Raw genomic sequence first — 22,783 nt, forward strand, 5'->3', positions numbered from 1 at the left:
ACGGGCGCGTGCCAACGCCCGGCGCTGTCACACCGGGCGGGTCGGGACACAGAACGGCCCGGGCCGTGATGGCCCGGGCCGTCGGCATCCTGCACTCGCCGTCGAACGTCACGATCCCCGGCGAACACCGCTTGTCGGGCGGTTCCGGGTGGGTGGGTGTGACCAGCTCCCACGGACGAACGAGCGGGTGAGGAGGGTGGTATCGCGAGGCACCTATGGTGGTCCGGTCGGATGCCTCGTTGACCGGATAGGCGCTAGCGCCTCATCACCTCGACGGTCACGCGTGAACTATCAGAACTCATGCGCTGGACCACCTCCTTTCTGTCGTCCGGCCAGCATGACATCGGTGTCCGCGAATGGCAACGGCCATCGCCGCGATGGCGCGCTACCGTGCGGTCATGGGCCCGCTCGACACCACCACCGCGATGTACGCCCGACCGGTCGGCGTGATCCGCGTCTCCGGCCATGATCGCCTGACGTACCTGCACAGCCTGCTCTCACAGGATCTCGAGCAGGCGCGCGCGGGCACGGTCGCCGACTTCCTCCACCTGGACGCCAAGGGCACCGCACTCGCCGAAGGGCGAGCGGTCGTCCGGGCGGGTGACGTGCTGCTCACCACGCCCCCGGAGGTCACGGCGAGCCTGGTCGACACGCTGAACCGCTTCACGTTCCTGCTGGAGGCCACGGCCGAGAACCTGTCCGCAGACTGGCGCATGATCAGCGTGCGCGGGCCGGACTGCGAGGGGCTGCCCGGTGCCCGCACGCAACCGATGACCGCCGCTCCGCAGGGCGACGGGATCGTCGTCCGCGACCGGTCGGGCGGCGTCGACTACCTCGGTCCCTCGGCGTGGGTCGAGGCGCGCGAGCGCGATCTCGACCTCCCCACGGCCGCCGCCGCCGACTGGGAACGGTGGCGGATCCGGGCCGCCGTGCCGGTGTGGGGTCGCGAGATCACGGCCGGGCGCCGCACCCAGGAGCTCGGTCTACTGCCCACCCACGTGCACCTGCGCAAAGGCTGCTATCCGGGCCAGGAGTCGATCGCCAAGACCTACAACCTCGGACGCCCCCGCCGCGCCCTGTGGACCGCGGCCTTCGACGCCGCCGTGCCGGTCGACGGCGACGTCCGCGTGGGAGAGCGCAACGGCGTGATCACCAGCGCGGCGCCCGACGACAGCGGCATGGTCGCGCTGACGCTGCTGCCGTTGGAACGCGACGGCACGCTCGCCACCCGGCAGCTCGACGCCGACGGCGTGCGGGGACGCGTGTTGCGCCGGGTCGGTGAGGGCCTGACCCAGCCGGGCGCACAGGGCTAGTCGCATGCGCGTGCTCTTCGTCTGCCTCGGCAACATCTGCCGGTCGCCGACGGCCGAGGCGGCCACGCTCGAGGCGTTGATCGACGTCGGCATCGCCAACCGGGTCGTGCTGGACTCGGCGGGGATCGGCGACTGGCACGTCGGGCGCCCGCCGGACCGCCGCATGCGTGCCGCGGCGAGCGAGGACGGTCTGCGACTGCACGGCTCCGCGCGTCAGGTCACTGCGGACGAACTGGGGGAGTGGGACCTCATCCTCGCGATGGACCGGGACAACCTGGCGGACCTGCGGGCCATGGCGCCCGACGACGACGTCCGTTCGCGCATCCGCCTGTTCCGCGACTACGACGCCGACGCGACCAGGCCGGACGTGCCCGACCCCTACTACGGGGGACGGCAGGGCTTCACGGAGGTCGTCAGGATCTGCCGGGCCGCCGCCGACGGCCTGGTCGACGACATCGTCGAGCGGCTCGACGGCGACACCACCGCATGACGGCCGCGTCGGGCCCACCGGCCCTGCCCGGCCATCTCGGGCGACTGCACGACCCGCGGCCGCTGGGTGGCGGCATGATCTGCCAGGTGTGGGCCGGAACACTTGACGACGGGAGCCCGGTCGCGGTCAAGCAGGCCCCGTACGCCGTGGACGTGGAGGTCGACGGCCTGCGGGCGCTGGACGCCGCGGGCGCGCCCGTGCCCGCGGTGCTGGGTGCCGAGGGTGACGTCCTGGTCCTCCGCCACGTGCAGGGCGCCCCCGCCTGGCACGATCTCGGCGCACGGGTCGCGACCGTGCACCGGGACGGCGGCGACGGACGCTTCGGCTGGCACCGCGACAACCTGCTGGGGCGGGCGGTGCAGCCGGGCGGATGGTCCGACGACTGGTCGGCCTTCTTCGCCGAGCACCGCCTGCGGCCTCTGCTGGCCGCCGACGCGTTGCCCGGCACCGTGCGTGCCCGCATCGAACGCGCGATCGTCGGCCCACTGCCCGCGCTGCTCGGCGCGCACGAGCCGACGCCGAGCCTGGTGCACGGCGACCTGTGGAGCGGCAACATCATCGACGGTCGCTGGCTGATCGATCCCGCTGTGTGGATGGCCGACCGCGAGCTGGAGATGGCGTTCACGGCGATGTTCGGCGGTGTGCCTGAGGCGTTCTTCAATGGGTACGACTCCGTGTGGCCGCTGCCGAGCGGCGCAGCGCAGCGTCGCCCGGCGCTGCAGCTGTATCACCTGCTGATCCACGTGTGGCACTTCGGCGCCAGCTACGTCGGCGGCGTGGTCGACAGGCTGGACCGGCTCGGATGGACGTAGCGGCTCGCGGATCCGGGCCGGCGACGGACGAGACGGGCAGGCAAGGAGACACGATGTCGTCGCAGGACCAGAGCGCGGACGAGGCGGAGGCCCAGGCGCAGAGCTCCGATGGTGGACGGTCGGAGGGTGGCGACGGCCGGACCAAGCATCCCGAGCAGCAGGCCCAGGGCGACGCGCAGGAGTCCGAGGAGCGTCGCCGGGCCGAGGACACCAGCGACGACCCCGAGCCGACGATCATCGACGTGTACGTCGAGATCCCCAAGGGCTCACGCAACAAGTACGAATGGGACACCGAGACCGGCCGGTTCCGGCTCGACCGCAAGCTGTTCACCGCCGTGCAGTACCCGGGCGACTACGGCTTCGTCGCCGAGGCCTGGGGTGAGGACGGTGACCCGCTCGACGCGCTGGTCATCCTCGGCGACCCGACGTTCCCCGGCTGTGTGATCTCGGCGCGCGTGGTCGGCGTGTTCTACATGACCGACGACAAGGGCCGCGACACCAAGATCATCACCGTGCCCAGCAAGGACCCGGCCTGGGAGTTCATCAAGGAACTGGACGACGTTCCCGACCACCTGCTCAACGAGATCTCACACTTCTTCTCGATCTACAAGGACCTCGAGCAGAAGAAGGTGACGGTCGACGGGTTCGGCTCGCGCCAGCGGGCGCTCGAGGAGCTCGAACGAGACTTCGAGCGCTACCGCAACCTCGAGGAGCCGCAGCCCGTCATGCCCTGGACGCCCTACGTGCCGGGCAGGCCCACGTAGTCATCGGCGTCGCGGCCGCTCGAGGTCCGGCGAGGCAACCGACACCGGCCGCCGGCACGCGCCGCCACGCTGAAGGTGGCGACCGCTACAGGTTGCCGCGCAGTTCCTGCTCCCGCTCGATCGACTCGAACAGCGCCTTGAAGTTGCCCTTGCCGAACCCGAGCGAGCCGTGACGCTCGATCAGCTCGAAGAACACCGTGGGGCGGTCACCGATGGGGCGCGTGAAGATCTGCAGCAGGTAGCCGTCCTCGTCACGGTCAACGAGCACGCCCCGTGACTTGAGCTCGTCGATCGGCACGCGCACCTTGCCGATCCGCTCGCGCAGCTCGGGGTCGTCGTAGTAGGTGTCCGGTGTCGACAGGAACTCGACCCCCTCGGCGCGCAGCGCGTCGACCGAGGTGAGGATGTCGCCGGTCGCCAGCGCGATGTGCTGGCAGCCCGGCCCGTCGTAGAACTCCAGGTACTCGTCGATCTGGGACCTGCGCCTGCTCACGGCCGGCTCGTTGAGCGGGAACTTGACGCGGTGGTTGCCGCTGGCGACCACCTTCGACATCAACGCCGAGTACTCCGTGGCGATGTCGTCGCCGATGAACTCGGCCATGTTGGTGAAGCCCATGACGCGGTTGTAGAACTCGACCCAGGTGTCCATCGCGCCCAGTTCGACGTTGCCGACGCAGTGGTCGACGGCCTGGAAGATCCGGCGCGGCGCCCCGTCGCGCTTCACGTAGCTCGACGAACGCGCGACGTAGCCGGGCAGGTAGGGACCGTCGTAATGCGAGCGGTCGACCAGGGTGTGGCGGGTCTGGCCGTACGTCGCGATCGCGGCGGTGCGCACCGTGCCGTGCTCGTCGCTGCTGTCGTGCGGTTCGACCAGGATCGTTGCGCCCTGCTCGCGCGCGCGCGCGATGCACCGGTCGACGTCCGGGACGTCGATGGCCAGATCCACGACGCCGTCGCCGTGTGCGCGGTGGTGGTCGAGCAACGGACTGTCGGGCCTCACCCCACCCTTCACGACGAACCGAGCGCTGCCGGAGCGCAGCATGAACGCCTTGTGGTCCGGCTCGCCGGTCTCCGGGCCCTCGTAGGCGACGAGCTCCATGCCGAACGCCGACTGGTAGAAGTGCGCGGTCTGGGTCGCGTTACCGACCACGAAGACGACGGCGTCCAGGGCGTTGACGGGAAACGGATCCGTCTGTGGATCGTGGTCGACGAGGCCGAGCAGACGCTCCTCATCGACGGCGTCGGGCGGGGTCTCAGTGAGCCGAGCGGTCATGTGGTCCTCCTCAGTCGCGCGACACACCCACTGTGTTCGACTGCGACCGGATTGACAATATCACCGCTATTGGCTGCACATTCTGTACAGTTCGCTCACGCACATGTCGCGATCACTGTTCAATTTGTACCGGACGGAGGGCACATGGTCGACCGCCTGGATGCAGAGATCCTGACGTTGTTCGACACCGAGCCCCGCATCAGCGTGCTCGAGGCGTCACGCCGTCTCGGCGTCGCCCGCGCGACCGTCCAGGCGCGGCTGCGGCGTCTCGAACGTGATGGGACGCTCCAGGGGTTCGGACCTGATCTGGACGTCGCCGGCCTGGGTCATCCCGTGACCGCGTTCTGCACGCTCGAGATCCGGCAGGGGCTCGGCCACGATGCGGTGACGCGTCACCTGACCGATATCCCCGAGGTGCTCGAGGCCCACACCGTCACGGGCCCCGGCGACCTGCTCGTCCGCGTGGCAGCCCGGTCCAACAGCGATCTGCAACGAGTCATCGATCGGGTCGTCGCCGACGACTCGGTCGTGCGGATCGCGACCACCATCGTGCTGCGGACCCTGATCGCCCACCGCACGGTGCCGTTGCTGCGCTCCTCGATCGAGGACTAGTCGTGACCCGTTCGGAGCATGGTGTCCTGCGGATGGTGACACGGGTCGGGCGAGCACGGTGAGGTCTGATGGCAGACGCGGTGGACCGCGAGCAGTTCTCGGAGCACGAGTACGAGCGGATGCGCGAGAAGCTCGACCAGTGCCTGATGGCACTCGACGTCCTGCTGTCAACGCCCGGCTTCGGCGAGGGCGAGCAGACGATGGGCGCAGAACTGGAGCTGTTCATCGTCGATGACGAGCGAGCGCCGCTGCTCTCCAACGCCGAGGTGCACGACCGCATCACCGACGGGCGGCTGACCAAGGAGGTCAACCGCTGCAACCTCGAGGGAAACATGACCCCGCTGCCGCTGGCGGGAGCCCCGTTCGCTGCGATGCATGCAGAGATGGACGAGGTCTACGCCATCGTCGACGCCGCCGCCGCGGACCTCGGGGGCGCCGCGGTCGCCATCGGCACGCTGCCCACGATGCGCGTCGGCGACCTGGGTCCGTCGTCGGTCACCGACGAAGCGCGCTACAAGGCACTCGATCACCGCCTCCGGGTGCTGCGGTCCGAGCCCTACCGCATCGACATCTCCGGCGACGACCACCTGGTCGCCGAAGCCGACGATGTCTCGCTCGAGGGTGCGAACACATCGTTCCAGCTGCACATCCGGGTGGCCCCCGGACGGTTCGTCGACCTGTACAACGCCGCGCAGCTCGCGACGGCGCCCGCACTGGCGATCGCGGGCAACTCGCCGTTCTTCCTGGAGCACCGGCTGTGGGACGAGACGCGGATCGCACTGTTCAAACAGTCGGTTGACTTCCGTGACGGTCACCGTCGGCGCACGCTGCCGTCACGCGTGTCGTTCGGTTCGCGGTGGCTGGAGCGCCACGCGATGGAAGCCTTCGCCGACGCGGTCCGCACCCACGAGCCGCTGCTGCCCATCCTGTCGGACGAGGATCCCCGCGCCGCGGTGCACGTCGGGTCGATCCCAGGCCTGGACGAGCTGCGCATGCACCTCGGATCGATCTGGACCTGGAATCGCGCGGTGTACGACCCGGGCGCTGGCGGTCACCTGCGCGTGGAGCTGCGAGCGTTGCCCGCCGGGCCGACGTCGGTCGACATGGTGGCCAACGCCGCCTTCGCCCTCGGCCTGACGTTGGCGGCCATGCCCGAGATCAACGCATGGACGACGATGCTCCCGTTCGAGCAGGCCCGCGACAACTTCCTCGCCGCGGCCAGGGACGGCATCGACGCCACGCTGGCGTCCCCGTTCAACCGCACCGGACTCGAGCGTATCGGCGCCCGCGAGCTGGCACTGCAGCTGCTGGAACCCGCCCGGCAGGCCCTGCTCGACCACGGGGTCGAGGCCGGCGATGTCGACGACCTGTTCGCCCTGCTCGACGCCCGCGTCAACACGGGACGCACCGGCGCCCGGTGGCAGCACCACGCCACGGCAGCCCTCGAACCGCGGCTCGGCCGCGCGCGGGCCCTGGTCGCGATGACCGACCGCTACATCGACGCCATGCGCACCGGGGAACCGGTCCACACCTGGCCGATGCCCGCCGCCTGACCGACCGCGGTCCGGACCCGCCGATGTGTGCGCCGACGTCGGAGAGCGTGGGCTACCGGGTGATGCCGATGCCACGTTTGCGCAACTGGTCCGTGATGATCATGCGCTGGATCTCCGACGGCCCCTCCCAGATGCGGTCGACGCGCAGTTCACGGTAGAAGCGCTCGGCGACGTTCTCCCGCATGGAGCCGCGGCCACCGAAGATCTGCACCGCGCGGTCGGCGACCCGATTGGCCATCTCGGATGCGTACAGCTTGACCATCGAGCAATGCGCGTGCTGGCGCTTGACGTCGGCTCCGGCGTCCATCTCGGCGGCCGTGCGATAGGTCATGAGACGAGCCGCCCACAACTCGGTCACGGCGTCGGCGAGCATGAACGCCGGAGCCTGGTGGTCGAGCAGGGCACGACCGAAGGTCTGCCGCTGTTCGGCGAACGCCGAGACCTCCTCGATCAAGCGGTCGGCGGCGCCGCAGCAGCGTGCGGCGATCATCAGACGTTCGTAGCGGAACCACTCGTGGGTCCAACGCATGCCGTCGTCGAGCGCGCCGACGAGGGCGTCGTCGCCGACCCGGACATCGTCGAACGCGATCACCGGATGCTCGTGGGCCGACACCTGCGCATACATCGGCGTGCGGACCACCCGGATGCCGGCTGCGTCGAGGTCGACGGCGAACAGTGCGTGGGCACCCGCGTGCGGTCCGTCGGCCACCTTGGCCTGGAACAGGCACCAGTCCGACAGGTTGGCCGACGTCACGTGCCACTTCTCGCCGCGCAGCACCCAGCCGCCGTCGACACGGGAGGCCGTCGCGGCGATGCCGTCGACGTCGGAGCCGGCACCCTCCTCGGTGATCGCGTAGCACTCGTGGCGCTCACCGCGGAACGTCGGCAGCACCCAGCGATCGAGCTGCTGCGGTGTGGCGACCTCCGCCAGCCAGCGCGGCGGCGTGGTCACGATCCAGCCCAGCGTGTTGGTCACGCGGCCGATCTGCTCGGACACCAGTGCCTGCTGCAACACGGAGTAGCCCGGGCCGCCGTACCCGGCCGGCACGCTGATGCCGAGCAGCCCGAGCTCGGCGGCCCGGCGACGCTGGCGGTCCAGCACCTCGTCGGGCAGGTGCCCGCCGTGCAGTTCCGCCTCGACCTCGTACGGGATCAGCTCGGCGTCGACGAACGCCCGCGTCCGCTCCTGCAGGTCCAGATCGTCGGTCGACAGCACGTCCATCGGCGCTCACCTCACCTCTCTCCGACCTCCGCCGCGTCCGCGACGGCCGGGACCACCAGTGCGTCGACCGCCACGCAGCCGTCGGCTCGACAGACCAACGGGTTGATGTCCACGGCGGTCAGCAGATCGCCGAGGTCGACCGCGACCTGCGACAGCGCGGCGATGGTCGCGGCCACGCCAGCGAGATCGACCGCAGGTCCACCACGCACGCCACGCAGCACCGGCGCCAGCACCAGGTCGTCGAGGAGGCGGCGAGCGCGGGCAGGACCGACCGGCGGGAGCGCAACGCGGCGGTCTTCGATGATCTCGACCAGCACACCACCGGCGCCGACGACGAGCAGCGGGCCGAACGCCGGATCGACGGTGACGCCGAGCGCCAACTCGACGCCTGGCGGGGTCATCGCCGCGACCGTCACGTCACGCCCGAGCCGAGCGGCCACCTGGTCATAGGCGGCGCGGACCGCCGCTGCATCGCCGAGCCCGAGGTGGACGCCGCCGAGGTCGGTCTTGTGACCGATCCCTGGTGCTGCGGTCTTGACCGCCACCGGGTAGCCGAGGTCCGCGGCCGCCCTGACGGCGTCATCAGCGGTGTCGGCACGGCGGTGCGCAACGACCGGCACTCCATGCTCAGCCAGGAGCGCGAGTGCGTCCGCCTCGTCCCACACCGCCCGGTCGCGCAGCCGGCTGCGCCAGCGCTCCCGCACCTCGGGGTCGCCGACCGCGGGCACCGTCTCCGGCGCGGGCGATCGCCGGTCACGGCGGGCCAGCAGGTGCGAGAGCGCCGCCAGTCCCGTCGCCGTCCCCTCGAGCACGACGATCCCATCGGAGCGCAACTGATCGGCGACGACCGGATTGACCGCGCCGGCCACGTTGGCCAGGACGACCACCGGCTTGTCGGTCCCGGCATGCAGTTCGCGGGCGATGCGCGGGTAGCTGTCGTCGTCGCGGTCCGGCAAGTCGACGCAGAAGGCCAGCACGGCCGTGTCGGGGTCTCGCAACAGTGCCGTGCCGCACGCCATGAACACGTCGTGGAACCCGACGCTGCTGCCCCACACGTCCAGCGGGTTCGTGGCAGGCAGGCCAGGGTCGAGGACCGCGGCCAACGCCGCGCGGGTCCGCGGCGCCAGCTCCGCCAGCGGCACGCCGCCGTCGAGCGCGAGGTCCAGCACGTGGGCCCGCTCGCCACCGGAGTCGTGCATGACCGCGAGCCCACCGGGTGCTGCGGCGCGATCCATCGCCAGTACGGCGGCGGTGTCGAGCAGCTCATCGATCGTGCGCACCCGGTGCACCCCGTAGGCGTCGAACACCGCCTCGTACGCGCCGTCGGCCCCCGCCAACGCACCGGAGTGGGCTGTGACCAGGGCACGGGACTCGGCGTGGCGACCGACGGTCAACGCCACCACGGCGACGTCGCGGCGCCGGGCCTCGGCGAGCGCGGCGACGAACCCGTCCGGATCGCGGACCGTCTCGCAGAACAGCGCCACCACCCGCGTCGTGGCTCGCGCAACGGCGTAGCGCAGATAGTCGGCCATGGTGGTGACCAGTTCCTGGCCCGTCGAGACCGCCAGGTTGAACCGCACGCCCCGTCGGTTGTGGAGCATCGACGTGAACAGCGAACCGGAATGCGTCAGCAGCGCGACCGGACCGGGCGCCAGGTCCAACGGTTGGTCGTAACCGGTCGCCCGAAGCCCGACGTCGAGGTGGACGAACCCCATACTGTTCGGGCCGCACAGTGCCATGCCCGCCGTGCGGGCGATCGCCGCGAGGCGCGACGGCAGCGGCGTGACTCCCGCGTCGTGCTCGTGGGCACTGGCGAAGACGACGGCTGCCCGTACACCCGTCTCGGCGGCGGACTCGAGCTGCGCTTCGAGCCGCCGCGCGCCGACAGCCAGCACCACCAGATCGACCGTTGCGCCGATGTCCTCCAGCGTGGGGGCGCACGGGAGACCGCACACGTCGTCGTGGCGCGGGTTGACGGGGTGCACGGCGCCCGTGAACCCCCCGCCTAGCAGCTGGTCCATGGCGAGGCGACCGACCGCACCGGGTCGCGGACTGGCACCGACGACCGCGACCGACCGCGCATCGAGCAGCGGCTGCAGCGCACTGTGCCCTGCGACGTCCACGGTCGCAGTCTCGCCGATCGCCGCGCGCGTCACGAAGCCGCTGCGCGCCCGCGACCGTCATCGCGCGCCGGCACGAATCGCCGGCGTCGGCGTGCGGCCCTCGTACGGTCGCTGATGATCTGACGCACGGCCAGCATCGCGGGGATCCCGCACACCCCACCACCGGCGTGCGTGGCCGACGAGGCCTGGTACAGCCCGACGATGGGGGACCGGTAGTCGGCGTGGCCGGCGGCCGGGCGCATGTGGAACAGCTGGTTGGCGGACAGCTCACCGTGGAAGATGTTGCCGCCGACGAGTCCGAGCTCGTCGGCCATGTCCTTCGGACCCAGCACCTGCCGATGGACGATCGCGTCGGCGAAGTTCGGCGCGAGCTCCGTGTACCCGGCGATGACCCGGTCGGCGTACGCCTCGAGCGCGTCCCGGTCCTGCTCGTCGGCCCAGGTCGCGGGCACCCACTGCGTGAACAGCGACATGATGTGGTACCCGTCCGGACACAGCGTGCGGTCGAACACCGTCGGGATGACACCGTCGGAGAACGGACGGGCGGCAGGTCGCCCGGCACGCGCCTCCTGGAACGCGTCCTCGAGGTAGTCGATGGAGTGGCTGAGCTCGATGGCACCGCCGTGGTGCACACCGGCGGTGGTACCCGGATCAGCGATGAAGTCCGGCAGTGCCGACAGGGCCAGGTTGATCTTGACCGTGCCGGACCGCGACCTCCACCGGGTGATGGCCTCGACGAAGTCGGCCGGCAGGTCGCGCGCGTCGATCTGGCGCAGGAACGTGATCTGGGGGTGGATGGTGGTGACGACGGTCGACGCGTACAGCTCCTCGCCGCCTTCCAGCACGACGCCCGTCGCGCGGCCGTCACGAATGAGCACCCGCTCGACGGGCGCATGCAGGCGCACCTCGGCACCGGCCGAGACGGCGGACGCATGGATCGCGTCGGACACTGCTCCCATGCCACCCTCGGGGTATCCCCACGAGCCGAGGCCGACGCCGACATCGCCGATCTCGTGGTGGGCGAGCACGTAGGCGGTGCCGGGGGCGCGTGGACCTGCCCACGTGCCGATCACACCGTCGACAGCGAGCGCGGCCTTGACCTGCTCGGACTCGAACCAGTCGTCGAGCAGGTCACCGATGCTCATCGTGAGCAGCCGGGTGACGTCGCCGATGCGGCGGCTGTCCAGCCCGCGCAGGCGCCAGAGCAGCTTGAGCTGGTCGACCAGATCCTGGGGATCGCGCGAGCCCAGCCTGGGCGGGACGGTCAGCAGCAGGGGCGCGAGCACGTCGGCGATGCCGCCCAGCCACTCCTTCCACCGAGGGTAGGCGGACGCGTCACGCGCGCTGAACCGCTTGATGGCAGCCGTGTCGCTGGCCACGTCCTCCGAGCCGATCGTCAGCGAGCCGCCGTCGGGGAACGCGACGTAGTACGGGCCCATCGGGTGCACCTTGTACCCGTGGCGCGCGAGCTCGAGGTCGCGGATGATCTCCCCGGGCATGAGGCTCATCACGTACGAGTACGTCGTCACCTTGAACTCGGGCGCGTCGGGCCACGGTGCATCCGTCGCCGCGGCGCCACCGACCTTGTGACGGGCCTCGCACACGACGACCCGCGCCCCGCTGCGCGCGAGGTAGGCGGCGGCGACCAACCCGTTGTGGCCCCCGCCGATGACGACCGCGTCGTAGCCGTTCGTCCGCATGCGCAATCCTCTTGAGTCGCCATTCAAACTTGTTGGAGCGTAGCCGACCGTCGCCGGCATGCGGAAGGTCTGCGAGTCGGCGAGCTCGCGCCTGTGCGGGCGATCCCAGCCGTCGGTGCAGGTTGACGTCCTTCGGTCCGTTGTCTTGAATACAGAATCAAGGACCTACGGAGACGATCGTTGGCTTCACGACCCGCGCAACACGAGCAACGTCGGCAGCAGATCCTCGACGCGGCAGCTCACGTCATCAGCGACCGGGGACTGTGCGAGGCGAGGATCACAGACATCGCCGAGGCCGCCGCGATGAGCACCGGGCTGATCCTGTACTACTTCGACAGCAAGGACCGCCTGCTCGCCGAGGCGCTCGCGGCAGCCGAGGACGCGTTCTACCTGCACACCTTCCGCGCGATCTCGGCGATCGACGACCCGCGGCGGCAGCTGGCCGAGCTGATCGCCGGGTCGTGCCCGTCGACACCTGACGCCCACGATGGCGTGGACGCCGAGTGGCGGCTCTGGGTGGAGCTGTGGGCACGCGCGTTGCACGATCCCGACGTCGCCCGACGTCGCGCGGCACTGGATCGGAGGTGGCGTTCGACCATCGCCGACGTCGTGCGCTCCGGGCAGCGCCGCGCCGTCTTCGCGACGGTGATCGATCCCCATGAGTTCGCACTCGAGCTCGCCGCGCTCATGGACGGCCTCGCGCTCCAGGTCGCGCTGGACGACGCAGACGTCGACGGCGCCCACATGCTGTCGGTGTCGCTGGCCCATGCAATGCGCCGCCTCGACTTCCAGCTCGATGAGGTGACGACCCACTGACCCAGAGGAGAAGCTCGATGCGCCATCCCAAAGAACGCCTCATCCTTCCACGTGGGCTGTCCAGACGCGACTTCCTGCGTCTGTCCGGAGGCGTCGCCGGCGGGGCGCTGCTCACCGCCTGTGGCGGTGCGGCCACCACGACCGATGACGCTGGCGGCGGTGCATCCGAGGCGACCAGCAGCGCACCCGATGACACGGGCGGGCTCGCGATCGGTTCACCGGGAGAGCCCGTCGAGCAGCCCCTCTTCGACGACATCCCATCGATCGAGTCGGGACTCGAGCCCGAGGCCGGTCCGCTCCAGATCTACAACTGGGCGGACTACCTCAACGTCGACACGCTCAAGCGCTTCAGCAAGGAGTTCGGCGTCGACTACGAACTGACCACCTTCTACAACCTCGACGAGGCTCTGCGGAAGCTGGCGTCCGGCGAGCTGCAGGTCGACGTCTTCTTCCCGACCTCACCTGTGCTGCCCAAGTACGTGGCGGGCAAGCTGCTGCAGCCGCTCAACCACGACTACCTGCCGAACCTCGACGCCAACGTGTGGGCCGAGCTGGCTGACCCGTACTACGACGCGGGCTCGCGCTACAGCGTGCCGTACGCCATCTACCAGACCGGGCTGGCATGGCGCACCGACCGCGTCGAGCTCGATCCCGAGAGCATCGACAACCCCTGGGACATCTTCTGGGACCCGCAGTACAAGGGCGAGGTGGGGCTGTACGACGACAACCGCGAGACCATCTCGGTCGCGCTGTTCCACAACGGCGTGCTCGATCCCAACACCACCGACCCGGTCGTGCTGGAGGAGGCGGGCGCCAGCTTGTCCGAGCTGGTTGATCTGGTCAACATCCGCTACTCGATCGACGGCGCGTACATCAAGCTGCCGGAGAACAAGCTCGGCATCCACCACGCGTGGTCGGGCGACATGGTCAACGCGCAGTACTACATGCCCAAAGGCGGCGATCCATCGGTGCTGCGCTACTACTGGCCCCCGTCGGGAGGCGGCGACGCCGGGGGGCTCATCGCGAACGACACCATGGTCATCACGGCGAACGCCGAGCACCCCGTGCTCGCACACGAGTTCCTCAACTTCATGCTCGACAATGACAACGCGCTGCACAACTTCGGGTGGACCGGCTACCAGCCACCGCTGACGTCGATCAACCCGGACACCCTCGTCGCCGACGAGTGGGTGCCGCCGAACCTCGAGTCGGCGGTGGTGCGTGAGGGCGACTTCGAGCGGGGGCAGGTGCCGTTGCAGCTGACGCCGGAGGCCGATCAGCTGTGGCAGCGGGTGTGGGCGTCGGCGCAGGCCGGTGCCTGACCGGGCGGCCGTCCACAGCGGCCAGGGCCGTACGTCGGATCGCAACCTGCTGTGGCCGCTGTTCGCCCTCCCAGGCGTGGTCTGGCTGCTCCTGCTGTTCGTGGTCCCGTTCTACGCGATCCTCGCCGTCGCCATGGGCACGATCGATCCGCTGTTCGGTCTCGCCCAGCCGGTGTGGAACCCGCTCCATTGGGATCCGACCACGTTCATCGGCGTGCTGCAGGACCTCGCGGGCGGGCGACTGACCCCGCTCTTCCTGCGGACGGTGACCTATGTGGTGGTCGCATCGGCCCTGTGCATCGTGATCGGCTATCCCGTGGCGTACTTCATCGCGCGCCGCGCGGGCCGCTGGAAGGTCCCGCTGCTCGTGCTGCTGATCCTGCCGTTCTGGATCAACTACATCATGCGGATGCTGGCGTGGGTCAACCTGCTGTCGGTCGACGGTCTGGCGAACCAGGCGATGGTGGCGCTCGGGCTGCTCAGCGCGCCACAGGACTGGCTGGCGGGACGCTCGTCGACAGTGGTCCTCGGACTTGTGTACGGCTACATCCCGTACTTCATCCTGCCGCTGTACGCCGCGCTGGACCGCATCGGCGAGGACCTGCTCGAGGCGTCGCGGGATCTTGGCGCCAGCCCGTTCCGGACGTTCACGCGGGTCACGCTTCCGCTCTCGCGCCAGGGGATCCTCGCCGGCACCGTGCTGATCATGCTCCCGATGTTCGGTGACTACTACACGCCCAACCTGCTGTCAGGATCGCCGCGCACCCGCATGATCGGCAACGAGATCGACCAGTTCATCAGCTCGGGCATCGGTGGGACCGAGGGCGCGGCGATCACGGTCGTGTTGATGGCGTTCGTGGGGCTGCTGATGAGCTACTACCTGTTCAGCGTGGCGCGTGAGACCCGACAGGCACGCGCATGAGTGGGGAGGCGACGACCCGGCCGGCAGCGGACCGCACCGAACGTCGGTCGCGGGTGGAGCGGGTGCGGGAGTGGTTGGCGAACCCATGGCGACGGCCGCGATGGCTGGCGGCGTTCACCGCGCTGTACCTGGTGTGGGCGCTGGTCCCCGTGCTCATCGCGATCCAGTTCTCGTTCAACGCCGGCCGCTCCCGCAGCGCGTGGCAGGGCTTCTCGCTGCGCTGGTACGTGACCGACCCGGCGCTGTCGGTGGTCAGCGACCCGGCACTGCGTGCGTCGTTGATGCAGAGCCTGAAGATCGCCGTGCTCACAATGCTGATCGCCACACCGCTCGGCATCGGGCTGGCGGTCGGCCTGGCCCGGTGGCAGGGCCGGGGAGCCCGCGCGGCGAACACCCTGATGCTGTTCCCGCTGATCACGCCCGAGATCGTGATGGGCGTCGCCCTGTTCCTGGTGTTCACCAACCTCTTTGGCTTCGTCGAGCTCGGCACGCCCGCGCAGCTGCTCGGACACGTCACCTTCACGATCAGCTACGTGGTGGTCGTGCTGCGCGGCCGCCTGTTCGCCGTGACCGCCCAGTACGAGGAGGCGGCCATGGACCTGGGCGCGTCACGCTGGCAGGCGATGCGCCTGGTGCTGCTGCCCCTGCTGCTGCCCGCCATCTACGCCGCCCTCGCGCTGGTGTTCGCGATCTCGATCGACGACTTCGTGATCTCGGCGTTCCTGTCGGCGGGTCAGGACTCGATCACGCTGCCGGTGCGCCTGTACAGCAGCACGCGCCTGGGGCCGACGCCGGCGCTGAACGCGCTGGCCACGATCCTGCTGGTCATCACACTGGTCGCGGTCGTCGGCGCAGGCATCGCGCTGCGCCGCAGCCGCAGCCGCTCGGGGGAGCGCGGCTCCGCGGTCGAGGACCTCGCACAGTTCGACCTGTAGAGCGCGGACGCCCGAGTGATCACCACCCACCCGTACGAGTCGGGCCGCGTCGGCTTCGATGCCGGGACCTGACGACCGACTCCCGCTCCTCGGGAGGTCCCCGCCCGCGTATGCAGCCGGGCGTCGCAGATCAGGGGGCCACGGCCGCAGCGGCCTCCGCTTCGGTCTGCGTGCGCTCGACCGGCAGGGCACGGAGCGCCGCCGCCGGCAGATGGACCGCCACCGTGGCGCCGGCGGGCCACCCCGCGTCGCCGCCTTGGTTGGCCAGCAGCGCCTGCACCCGCCGCTGTCCCGACAACCCGACGATCACCTGTGTGACCGGACCTTGGAACACCGTCCGCTCAACCACGCCGCGCAGCGTGTTCTCCTGGGTCACGGTGGCACTGTCCACGGCATCGAGCACCACCCGCTCAGGGCGGATGACCAGCTTCACGGGCCCGCTGAGCTCACGGCCGGCGGCGGACGCGCGCAGCTCCAGATCGTCGATGCGGACCCGGACGCGGCCGTCCTGGTCGACCCCTGTGGCCTGGGCGTCCAGCAGGTTGGCGGCGCCGAGGAAGTCGGCGACGAACGCGTGTTCCGGTGACTCGTACACCGCGCGCGGCGTGCCGACCTGGCGGATCCTTCCGGCGTCCATCACCGCCAGGCGATCCGACATCGTCAGCGCCTCCTCCTGATCGTGCGTGACGTACAGGAAGGTGATGCCCACACGCTCCTGCAGCGCCTTCAGCTCGACCTGCAGCAGCTTGCGCAGCTTGGCGTCCAGGGCACCGAGCGGCTCGTCGAGCAACAGCACCGACGGGCTGAGCACCAGCGCACGGGCCAGCGCCACTCGCTGCTGCTGTCCACCCGACAGCTGCGCCGGCATCCGCCGCCCCAGGTCGCCGAGCTGGACCAGTTCCAACGCCTCGGCGATGCGGCGGCGGCGCTCGTCGGTGCCCGCATCCGTGAACCGCAGCCCGAACCCGACGTTGTCGTGCACGCTCAGGTGGGGGAACAGCGCGTAGTGCTGGAAGACGGTGTTCACCGGCCGGCGATGCGGCGGCGTGGTGGACATGTCGACCCCGCCGACGCGGATCTCGCCGCCGTCGGGGCGTTCGAACCCGGCGATCAGCCGCAGTGTCGTCGTCTTGCCGCATCCCGAGGGGCCCAGCAGCGAGAAGAACTCACCGGCGGTGACATCCAGGTCGATGGCGTCGACCGCGACCACGTCCCGGAAGCGTTTCGTCAGCCCCGCCAGGTGGACGCGCTCAGCCGCCATTGCCGCTATCCGCGGAGCGCGGCCGCGAAGGCCTCGAAGTTCGACAGGAACAGTGCGGCGTCGTCATGCGAGTGCTGCACCGACAGCGTCCACTGCTCGGCCTTGCCCCATGGCGGAAGGAACACGCCGTTGTTGTGCTGGAACAGCCAGTGCAGGTGCGACAGCTGATCGTCGATCCGCATGAAGTCACGATAGTTGCGAACGCGCTCGGAAGCGAACGTGACACTGCCCTTGGCGCCGAAGCCCAGCGGATATGCCGGCAGCCCGTAGCGCTCGACGATCTCCGCCGCGCCGTCGACCAACTGGTCGCGCAGCGCATTGAGGTGCGCGTACGCCTCGGGGGTGGTCACCTCGGTCAGCATCGCACGCGCCGCGGCCATCGTCAGGGGGTTTCCGTTGAAGGTCCCGACCTGTTCGTAGCGGCCATCGGCGATGTAGGCCATGACGTCGGCCGTGCCACCGATCGCCCCGCACGGAACGCCGCCGCCCAGCGCCTTGGCGAGGGTGACGATGTCGGGCGTCACACCCGAGACCTCGGTGACACCGCCCGCAGCGGTGGTGATGCCCGTCTTGACCTCGTCGAACGCCAGCAACACGTCGTGGTCGTGCAGCAGTTCCTTCAGCCCTGCCAGATAACCGTCGTCCGGCGGGATGATGCCGGCGTTCATCATGATGGGCTCGACGATCATGCCCGCGATCTCGCCAGCGTGTTCGTCCAATGCCCGCGCGACGGCATCGAGGTCGTTGAACGGCACGATCGTCGTCAGGTCGGTCAGCACGCCCGGGATCCCCGCTCCGGCCGCCGCGGACGTCGGTCGCGTCGCCGGACCGATCTCGTCGATCTCGTTGGCGACGGAGACCATCACCGAGTCATGGTGGCCGTGGTAGCAGCCCTCGGCCTTGAGGATGCGATCGCGCCCTGAGATCGCCCGCATCAGGTGGACGGCGTCCATCGTCGCCTCGGTGCCCGAGTTGCCGAACCGCCACAACGGCAGACCCCAACGCCGCGCCAACTCGGTCGCGACCACGATCGCGTCGGGCGTGGGTTGCGCGAAGTGCGTACCCCGCGGGACGCGACCGGTGACCGCCGCGACGATCGCGGGGTGACCGTGGCCCGCGACGCCGACGCCGTAGCCGCCGTGCATGTCCACGTACGATCGCCCATCGGCATCGACCATCGTGGAGCCTGCGCCGTGGGACAACCAGATCATCTGCGGACGGGCGATCTGCCAGCTCGATGTGCCACCGCCCGCGAGGACCTGCCGGGCCTCCGCCAGCAACTCCGCGGACCGCGACTGGCCGCGGAGGAACACCTGCTCCTGCTCGGCGATCAGCTTCTCGATCGCTGCCTGCTCGTTCGTGGTCAGCGGCTCTGTCAGCATGGATCGACTCCAAATTTGAACGGCCGTTCGAATACGATACTCAGCGATGGCTCCCTCGGGCAATGGCCGGACCGCCCAGGCGTCGCGCCCACGCCCGCGGTCGCCGCAACACGGCGTGAGCGCACTGGTGCTCGGCTATGGCGTGTACGGCGCGTTCTGGGGCGCGTGGGCGGTCGTGCTCGTCGAGTACCTGGACGTGCGCGGCCTGACGCTGGCCGCGATCGGTGGGCTGTTCTCTGTCACGTCCGTCACGGCCATCGCCACGATGACGTTCGGCGGCGATCTCATGGTGCGCCCGGCGCGTCACCACGCCCTGGCGGCCGCGTTCGGGCTGGCCGGCGCCGCGAGCCTGCTCGTCGGGGTCGCCACGGGCCCCTGGCTGGCCCCGGCGTTCGCGGTGCTCGGTGTGGGCATCGGGATGGTGGACGTGCTCGTCAACCTGGCGGGCGGTGAGATCGAGGCGGCGACCGACCGCCCCGCGCTGCAGATCATCCATGCCGGATACGGTGCCGGCGGCGCCACGGGCGCGCTGCTCGCGGCGACCGCCACCACAGCGGGCTGGCTGCCAGCGGCGGTGCTCGTCTCCATCGGCCTCGCCCACGGGCTCGCCGCCATCGCGGTGGTCGCTCTGATTCCCCACGAGCCGCCGTCCGAGGGGGTACCGCCCCCGCCCGGCCTGGCGCTGGGAGTCCTGCGTGGACGCCCTGACCTGCAGATCGCCGCCCTGGTCGTGCTGTGCGCGTTCTTCATCGAGGGCTCGATGGATGGCTGGGCGGTGCTGTTCGTGCGCACGACGCTGCAGGGCCCGGTCATGGGCGCCGCGGTCGCCTTCGCCGCGTTCGCCCTGGCGATCACGGCCGGCCGCCTGTTCGCCGCGCGTGTGCTGTACCGGCTTGGCCGTCATGCGACCCTGCTGGTCTCGGGCGCCGGCTCGCTGGTCGCCGGCGCCACAGTGGTCGGAGCATCGACGACGGCGGTCGCCGGCGGCGCGTTCCTGCTGTTGGGGTTCTTCCTGTCGGTCGCCGCGCCGGCGGCGTTCGGCATGGTCGGCGGCGCGGCCGACGCGGGCAGGGCGATCGCCGCGATCACCGCCGTCGGCTACAGCGGCTTCGTGGTCGGCCCGCCGGTCATGGGCTGGGTGGGCGACCGCTTCGGGCTGCGGACCGCACTGCTCGCGCTCGTGATCGCGCCCGCATGCATGCTGCTCGCGGCCGCCGTCGGCGAACGCCGGCGGCGTCAGTCGGCGCGATCTGCGAGGACGGCACCCGACGTGCCGGTGAGGTAGGCGTTCGCGATCTGCTGGACGAAGCGGTGCACCGACGCCTCGTCGCCGCTGAACGGCCCCTGCCGGTAGCCGATGCCGCCCACGCCGCGCTGCACCCCTTCGCAGGCCGCCCAGTCCTGCTGGTTCGTGATGTCCCAGAACTCGACGGCGTACGACGGGTCGAACCCGGGTCGGTCCACCGCCTCGGGCGGGAACAACCAACTGCAGCTGACGGCGGTGCGGTCCGGCGCGAGCGGTCGCAGGACATGCGTCATCACGTAGTCGGGGTGCACCGACAGCAGCAGGTTCGGGAACACGCTGACGTACCAGACGGTCGTGCGCAGGGCCGGGTCGAGACCGGGCATCACGACACCACGGCTGCGCCCATCGAGCGACATCGTCTCGGCGCCGTCCAGCAGTTCCATCGTGCCGCCGCGCCACGCACCGCTCGGGACCATGTCGGTCCCGCTGCGCGGCGAGCTGACCCTGCGCAGCTCCGGGTGGATCTCGTCGCAGTGGTAGCACTCGTGGTAGTTCTCGATCAGCAGCTTCCAGTTGGCCGCGACCTCGTAGTCGTGCGTCACGACCGTGCGGATGCGTTCGAGGCCGTACGGACCGATGATCGCGTCGAGCCCGTCGACCCACGCGGCGAACGCCGGCGGGTGGGTCGTGGCCGCGACGAACATCCAGCCCCGCCACTCGGCGACGTGCAGTGCGACGAGGCCGTGCGACGGGTCGGTGCGGTCGAAGTCGGGAGTCTGGCGCAGCCGCGGACCGCCCCGGAAGCGCCCGTCAAGGCCGTAGGTCCACGCGTGGTACGGGCACTGCAGCGTCGTGCCGGAGCTGTCGCCGGCCGCGACCACCTCGTGGCCACGGTGGCGGCACACGTTCGACAGCGCGTGCAGCCCACCATCGCTGTCCCGGGTGAGCACCACGGGCTCGGCTCCGACCGACAGCGCGCGGCGGTCACCGGGCGTGGCGAGGTCGTCGCTGCGCCCGACGCAGACCCACGACCGGGGTAGCAGCTCACGCTGCTCCCATGCGAAGACGTCGGCGGCGTGATAGGCGGCGCCCGGCAACGTGCGCGCCTGCGCGTGCGGGGCGGCGCTGCGCGCGAGATCTGCCGGGTCGAGCGCTGGCGCGGACACCGTCACACCTCCTGGCCGCCCGTGGCTGCTTGTCCGGCGAAGCCGGTCAACCCCGTGTCTCGTGGAACCAGGCTCCGCGATGATTGTCGCAGTATTTGAATCTCCGTTCAAGGCGCTTCGTGCACGATGACTCCGTCGACCATCGTCAGCGCGACGGTCAGGTCCGCGGGTGCCACGGCATCGCGGCCCACGAGCCGACCGTCCAGCACGGCGAGATCGGCTGCCATCCCTGGCGCGACCGTTCCGGTCGAGTCTGCGGTGCCGTTGACGAACGCACTGCCGCGCGTCGCGGCCACCAGCGCGTCGTGCAGCCCGATGCGCTGCTCGGGCAGGAAGGGCTGGGCGCCGCGATGCTCCGGGTCGGTGCGCGTGATCGCGACCTCGACGCCACGCAGCGGGTCGGCGGTCGATACCGGCCAGTCGCTGCCGAAGGCGAGCACGGCGCCATGCGCGAGCAGACCGGCCCACGGGTACTGCAGGTCTCCGCGGACCGGACCGAGCAGAGGAAGGGTGAGCTCGGTCATCTGCGGTTCGAACTGGGCCCAGTAGGGCTGAGCGTTGGCGATCACGCCGAGTTCTGCGAACCGCGGCAGGTCCTCCGCCGCGACGACCTGCAGGTGCGCGATGGTGTGCCGGCGACCGCTCCCCCCGGCCCGGCGTGCGGCCGCGAACGCGTCGAGCGCGTCCCGGACGGCCGCGTCGCCGATCGCGTGGACGTGCACCTGGAATCCCAGCCGGTCCAGCTCGACCACGGCGGCGGTCAACAGCTCCGGGTCGAGGTGGCGCAGCCCCACGTTGGTCGTCGGTCCGCCGTCGGGGTCGAGGTAGGGCTCGAGCATGGCCGCCGTGCCGTTCTCGACCACGCCGTCGGCCATGATCTTGACCGTGCCGGCTGACAGGCGCTCGCCGTGGGTGGCACCGCGCTGCGCGACCAGGTCGTCGATCTGCTCGAGTCCGCGGTCGCGTTCCCACCACAGCGCCGCCGTCACGCGTGCGGTCAGCTCGCCTGCATCCGCCAGCGTCTGATAGGCGGCCAGCTCGGCCGGTGTGACCCACGCGTCGCTCCAGGCGGTGACGCCCAGTTCATGCAGGTGCTGCTGGCCCGCACGATGTGCTTCGACCTGCCGGTCGGGACCGGACGGCGGAAGGTGCCGGCGCACCAGGTCCATGGCGCCCTCGTGCAACGCGCCGGTCGGACCACCATCGGGATCCCGTTCGATCCGACCGTCGACGGGATCGGGTGTGTCGGCGGCGACGCCGGCCAGTTCGAGCGCGCGGCTGTTGACCCAGGCGCCGTGCCCGTCGGCGTTGACGAGGAAGACGGGCCGGTCGGGCACGACCCGGTCGAGGTCCTCGCGTCTCGGGTTTCCGCCGGGGAAGTGCGACATCCTCCATCCACCGCCGGTGACCCACGGGTCGTGCGGGTTGGCCAGCGCGTACGCCGCCACCGCCGACACGCAGGCGGGTCTGCTGTCGGCGTCGGTCAGGTCGCACGACAACCGCCGCACACCACCGTGGCCGGGATGGCAGTGCGCGTCCTGGAAGCCGGGCAGGATCGTGTGACCGGGCAGGTCGATGACATCGGACGCCGAGGTTCCCGATGGTGGCGGTCCGGTCGTGATCGCGGCGATGCGCCCACCCTCGATCGCGATGGTGCCGGCATCGATCACGGCACCGGTCCCCGTCCAGATCGTGGCAGCGGTCAGCAGCATGCGCGGATGCTACGGGCTGAGGCCGTCGCGGGAAACAGGCGCCGTGCATCCGTTGTCCGCCTCGTGCGTCCGACCGGGCGCAACGGGCGTTGCCGGGGGCACACGGCACTGCGTTTCCGCCCCGGTCGACGAGGCGGGGCCTACACAGCCGCGTCGCGC

The 22,783-nt window shown here is 70.4% G+C and carries 19 protein-coding genes; 11 read left to right on the top strand and 8 right to left on the bottom strand.

All coding sequences use genetic code 11. The annotated features are described in order from the left end of the window. Positions 1 to 356: 356 nt before the first annotated feature. From VFZ70_09950 to VFZ70_09965, 4 genes are read left to right on the top strand one after another with little or no spacing between them, the layout of a single operon-like run. Complete coding sequence (locus tag VFZ70_09950; GenBank protein ID HEX6256116.1) at positions 357 to 1,313, top strand: hypothetical protein; 957 nt, start codon at positions 357 to 359, stop codon at positions 1,311 to 1,313. Positions 1,314 to 1,317: 4 nt separating this feature from the next. After that, the gene (locus tag VFZ70_09955; GenBank protein HEX6256117.1) at positions 1,318 to 1,803 is read left to right on the top strand and encodes a low molecular weight protein-tyrosine-phosphatase; all 486 of its coding nucleotides are present in this window, start codon (positions 1,318 to 1,320) and stop codon (positions 1,801 to 1,803) included. Then, a complete protein-coding gene (locus VFZ70_09960) occupies positions 1,800 to 2,615 on the top strand; it encodes a fructosamine kinase family protein (protein ID HEX6256118.1) in 816 nt (271 codons plus the stop codon). The genes VFZ70_09955 and VFZ70_09960 overlap by 4 nt, the downstream gene beginning before the upstream one ends. Before the next feature lie 53 nt (positions 2,616 to 2,668). Continuing rightward, positions 2,669 to 3,379, top strand: coding sequence for an inorganic diphosphatase (locus tag VFZ70_09965; GenBank protein ID HEX6256119.1), 711 nt, complete (start codon positions 2,669 to 2,671; stop codon positions 3,377 to 3,379). 85 nt (positions 3,380 to 3,464) lie between these two features. Here the strand turns inward: VFZ70_09965 and hppD are convergent, their stop codons facing one another. Beyond that, positions 3,465 to 4,652: a 4-hydroxyphenylpyruvate dioxygenase gene (gene hppD, locus VFZ70_09970; GenBank protein ID HEX6256120.1), complete on the bottom strand. Its 1,188-nt coding sequence runs from the start codon at positions 4,650 to 4,652 to the stop codon at positions 3,465 to 3,467. A 144-nt stretch (positions 4,653 to 4,796) separates the two neighbouring features. Here hppD and VFZ70_09975 point away from each other — a divergent pair, with 144 nt between their 5' ends. Together VFZ70_09975 and VFZ70_09980 are read left to right on the top strand one after the other, a co-directional pair. Further along, complete coding sequence (locus VFZ70_09975; protein ID HEX6256121.1) at positions 4,797 to 5,264, top strand: Lrp/AsnC family transcriptional regulator; 468 nt, start codon at positions 4,797 to 4,799, stop codon at positions 5,262 to 5,264. A 68-nt stretch (positions 5,265 to 5,332) separates the two neighbouring features. Then, positions 5,333 to 6,817 (top strand): hypothetical protein, encoded by a 1,485-nt coding sequence (locus VFZ70_09980; protein ID HEX6256122.1) that lies wholly within the window; start codon positions 5,333 to 5,335, stop codon positions 6,815 to 6,817. 52 nt (positions 6,818 to 6,869) lie between these two features. Here VFZ70_09980 and VFZ70_09985 read toward each other — a convergent pair whose 3' ends face one another. From VFZ70_09985 to VFZ70_09995, 3 genes are read right to left on the bottom strand one after another with little or no spacing between them, the layout of a single operon-like run. Continuing rightward, positions 6,870 to 8,039 (bottom strand): acyl-CoA dehydrogenase family protein, encoded by a 1,170-nt coding sequence (locus VFZ70_09985; protein HEX6256123.1) that lies wholly within the window; start codon positions 8,037 to 8,039, stop codon positions 6,870 to 6,872. An 11-nt stretch (positions 8,040 to 8,050) separates the two neighbouring features. Beyond that, positions 8,051 to 10,195 (bottom strand): acetate--CoA ligase family protein, encoded by a 2,145-nt coding sequence (locus tag VFZ70_09990; GenBank protein ID HEX6256124.1) that lies wholly within the window; start codon positions 10,193 to 10,195, stop codon positions 8,051 to 8,053. Beyond that, positions 10,192 to 11,862, bottom strand: a complete 1,671-nt coding sequence (locus tag VFZ70_09995) for an NAD(P)/FAD-dependent oxidoreductase (protein HEX6256125.1) — start codon at positions 11,860 to 11,862, stop codon at positions 10,192 to 10,194. Before VFZ70_09995 ends, VFZ70_09990 begins: the two co-directional genes overlap by 4 nt. 180 nt (positions 11,863 to 12,042) lie before the next feature. Between VFZ70_09995 and VFZ70_10000 the strand changes: the two genes are divergently transcribed. Genes VFZ70_10000 through VFZ70_10015 form a run of 4 tightly spaced genes read left to right on the top strand, consistent with a single transcriptional unit; the run spans position 12,043 to position 15,857 of the window. After that, positions 12,043 to 12,678 carry a TetR/AcrR family transcriptional regulator gene (locus tag VFZ70_10000; protein HEX6256126.1) on the top strand — a complete coding sequence of 212 codons (636 nt, stop codon included), beginning with the start codon at positions 12,043 to 12,045 and terminating at the stop codon, positions 12,676 to 12,678. Between the two features lie 17 nt (positions 12,679 to 12,695). Next, positions 12,696 to 14,000: an extracellular solute-binding protein gene (locus tag VFZ70_10005; protein ID HEX6256127.1), complete on the top strand. Its 1,305-nt coding sequence runs from the start codon at positions 12,696 to 12,698 to the stop codon at positions 13,998 to 14,000. Further along, positions 13,993 to 14,922 (top strand): ABC transporter permease, encoded by a 930-nt coding sequence (locus VFZ70_10010; protein HEX6256128.1) that lies wholly within the window; start codon positions 13,993 to 13,995, stop codon positions 14,920 to 14,922. The genes VFZ70_10005 and VFZ70_10010 overlap by 8 nt, the downstream gene beginning before the upstream one ends. Next, positions 14,919 to 15,857 (top strand): ABC transporter permease, encoded by a 939-nt coding sequence (locus tag VFZ70_10015; GenBank protein HEX6256129.1) that lies wholly within the window; start codon positions 14,919 to 14,921, stop codon positions 15,855 to 15,857. The genes VFZ70_10010 and VFZ70_10015 overlap by 4 nt, the downstream gene beginning before the upstream one ends. 130 nt (positions 15,858 to 15,987) lie before the next feature. Here VFZ70_10015 and VFZ70_10020 read toward each other — a convergent pair whose 3' ends face one another. Further along, positions 15,988 to 17,118: an ABC transporter ATP-binding protein gene (locus VFZ70_10020; protein HEX6256130.1), complete on the bottom strand. Its 1,131-nt coding sequence runs from the start codon at positions 17,116 to 17,118 to the stop codon at positions 15,988 to 15,990. A gap of 5 nt (positions 17,119 to 17,123) precedes the next feature. Further along, a complete protein-coding gene (locus VFZ70_10025; protein HEX6256131.1) occupies positions 17,124 to 18,500 on the bottom strand; it encodes an aspartate aminotransferase family protein in 1,377 nt (458 codons plus the stop codon). Between the two features lie 115 nt (positions 18,501 to 18,615). Between VFZ70_10025 and VFZ70_10030 the strand changes: the two genes are divergently transcribed. Next, positions 18,616 to 19,785: an MFS transporter gene (locus tag VFZ70_10030; GenBank protein HEX6256132.1), complete on the top strand. Its 1,170-nt coding sequence runs from the start codon at positions 18,616 to 18,618 to the stop codon at positions 19,783 to 19,785. On the opposite strand, the gene VFZ70_10035 is transcribed toward VFZ70_10030, so the two are convergent. Both VFZ70_10035 and VFZ70_10040 read right to left on the bottom strand, forming a co-directional pair. Next, the gene (locus VFZ70_10035; protein HEX6256133.1) at positions 19,737 to 20,912 is read right to left on the bottom strand and encodes an aromatic ring-hydroxylating dioxygenase subunit alpha; all 1,176 of its coding nucleotides are present in this window, start codon (positions 20,910 to 20,912) and stop codon (positions 19,737 to 19,739) included. The two genes, VFZ70_10030 and VFZ70_10035, sit on opposite strands and share 49 nt — an antisense overlap. Before the next feature lie 107 nt (positions 20,913 to 21,019). Then, positions 21,020 to 22,624 (bottom strand): amidohydrolase, encoded by a 1,605-nt coding sequence (locus VFZ70_10040; GenBank protein HEX6256134.1) that lies wholly within the window; start codon positions 22,622 to 22,624, stop codon positions 21,020 to 21,022. Positions 22,625 to 22,783: the final 159 nt, after the last annotated feature.

The sequence above is a fragment of the Euzebyales bacterium genome, from assembly GCA_036374135.1.
Lineage (GTDB): Bacteria > Actinomycetota > Nitriliruptoria > Euzebyales > JAHELV01 > JAHELV01.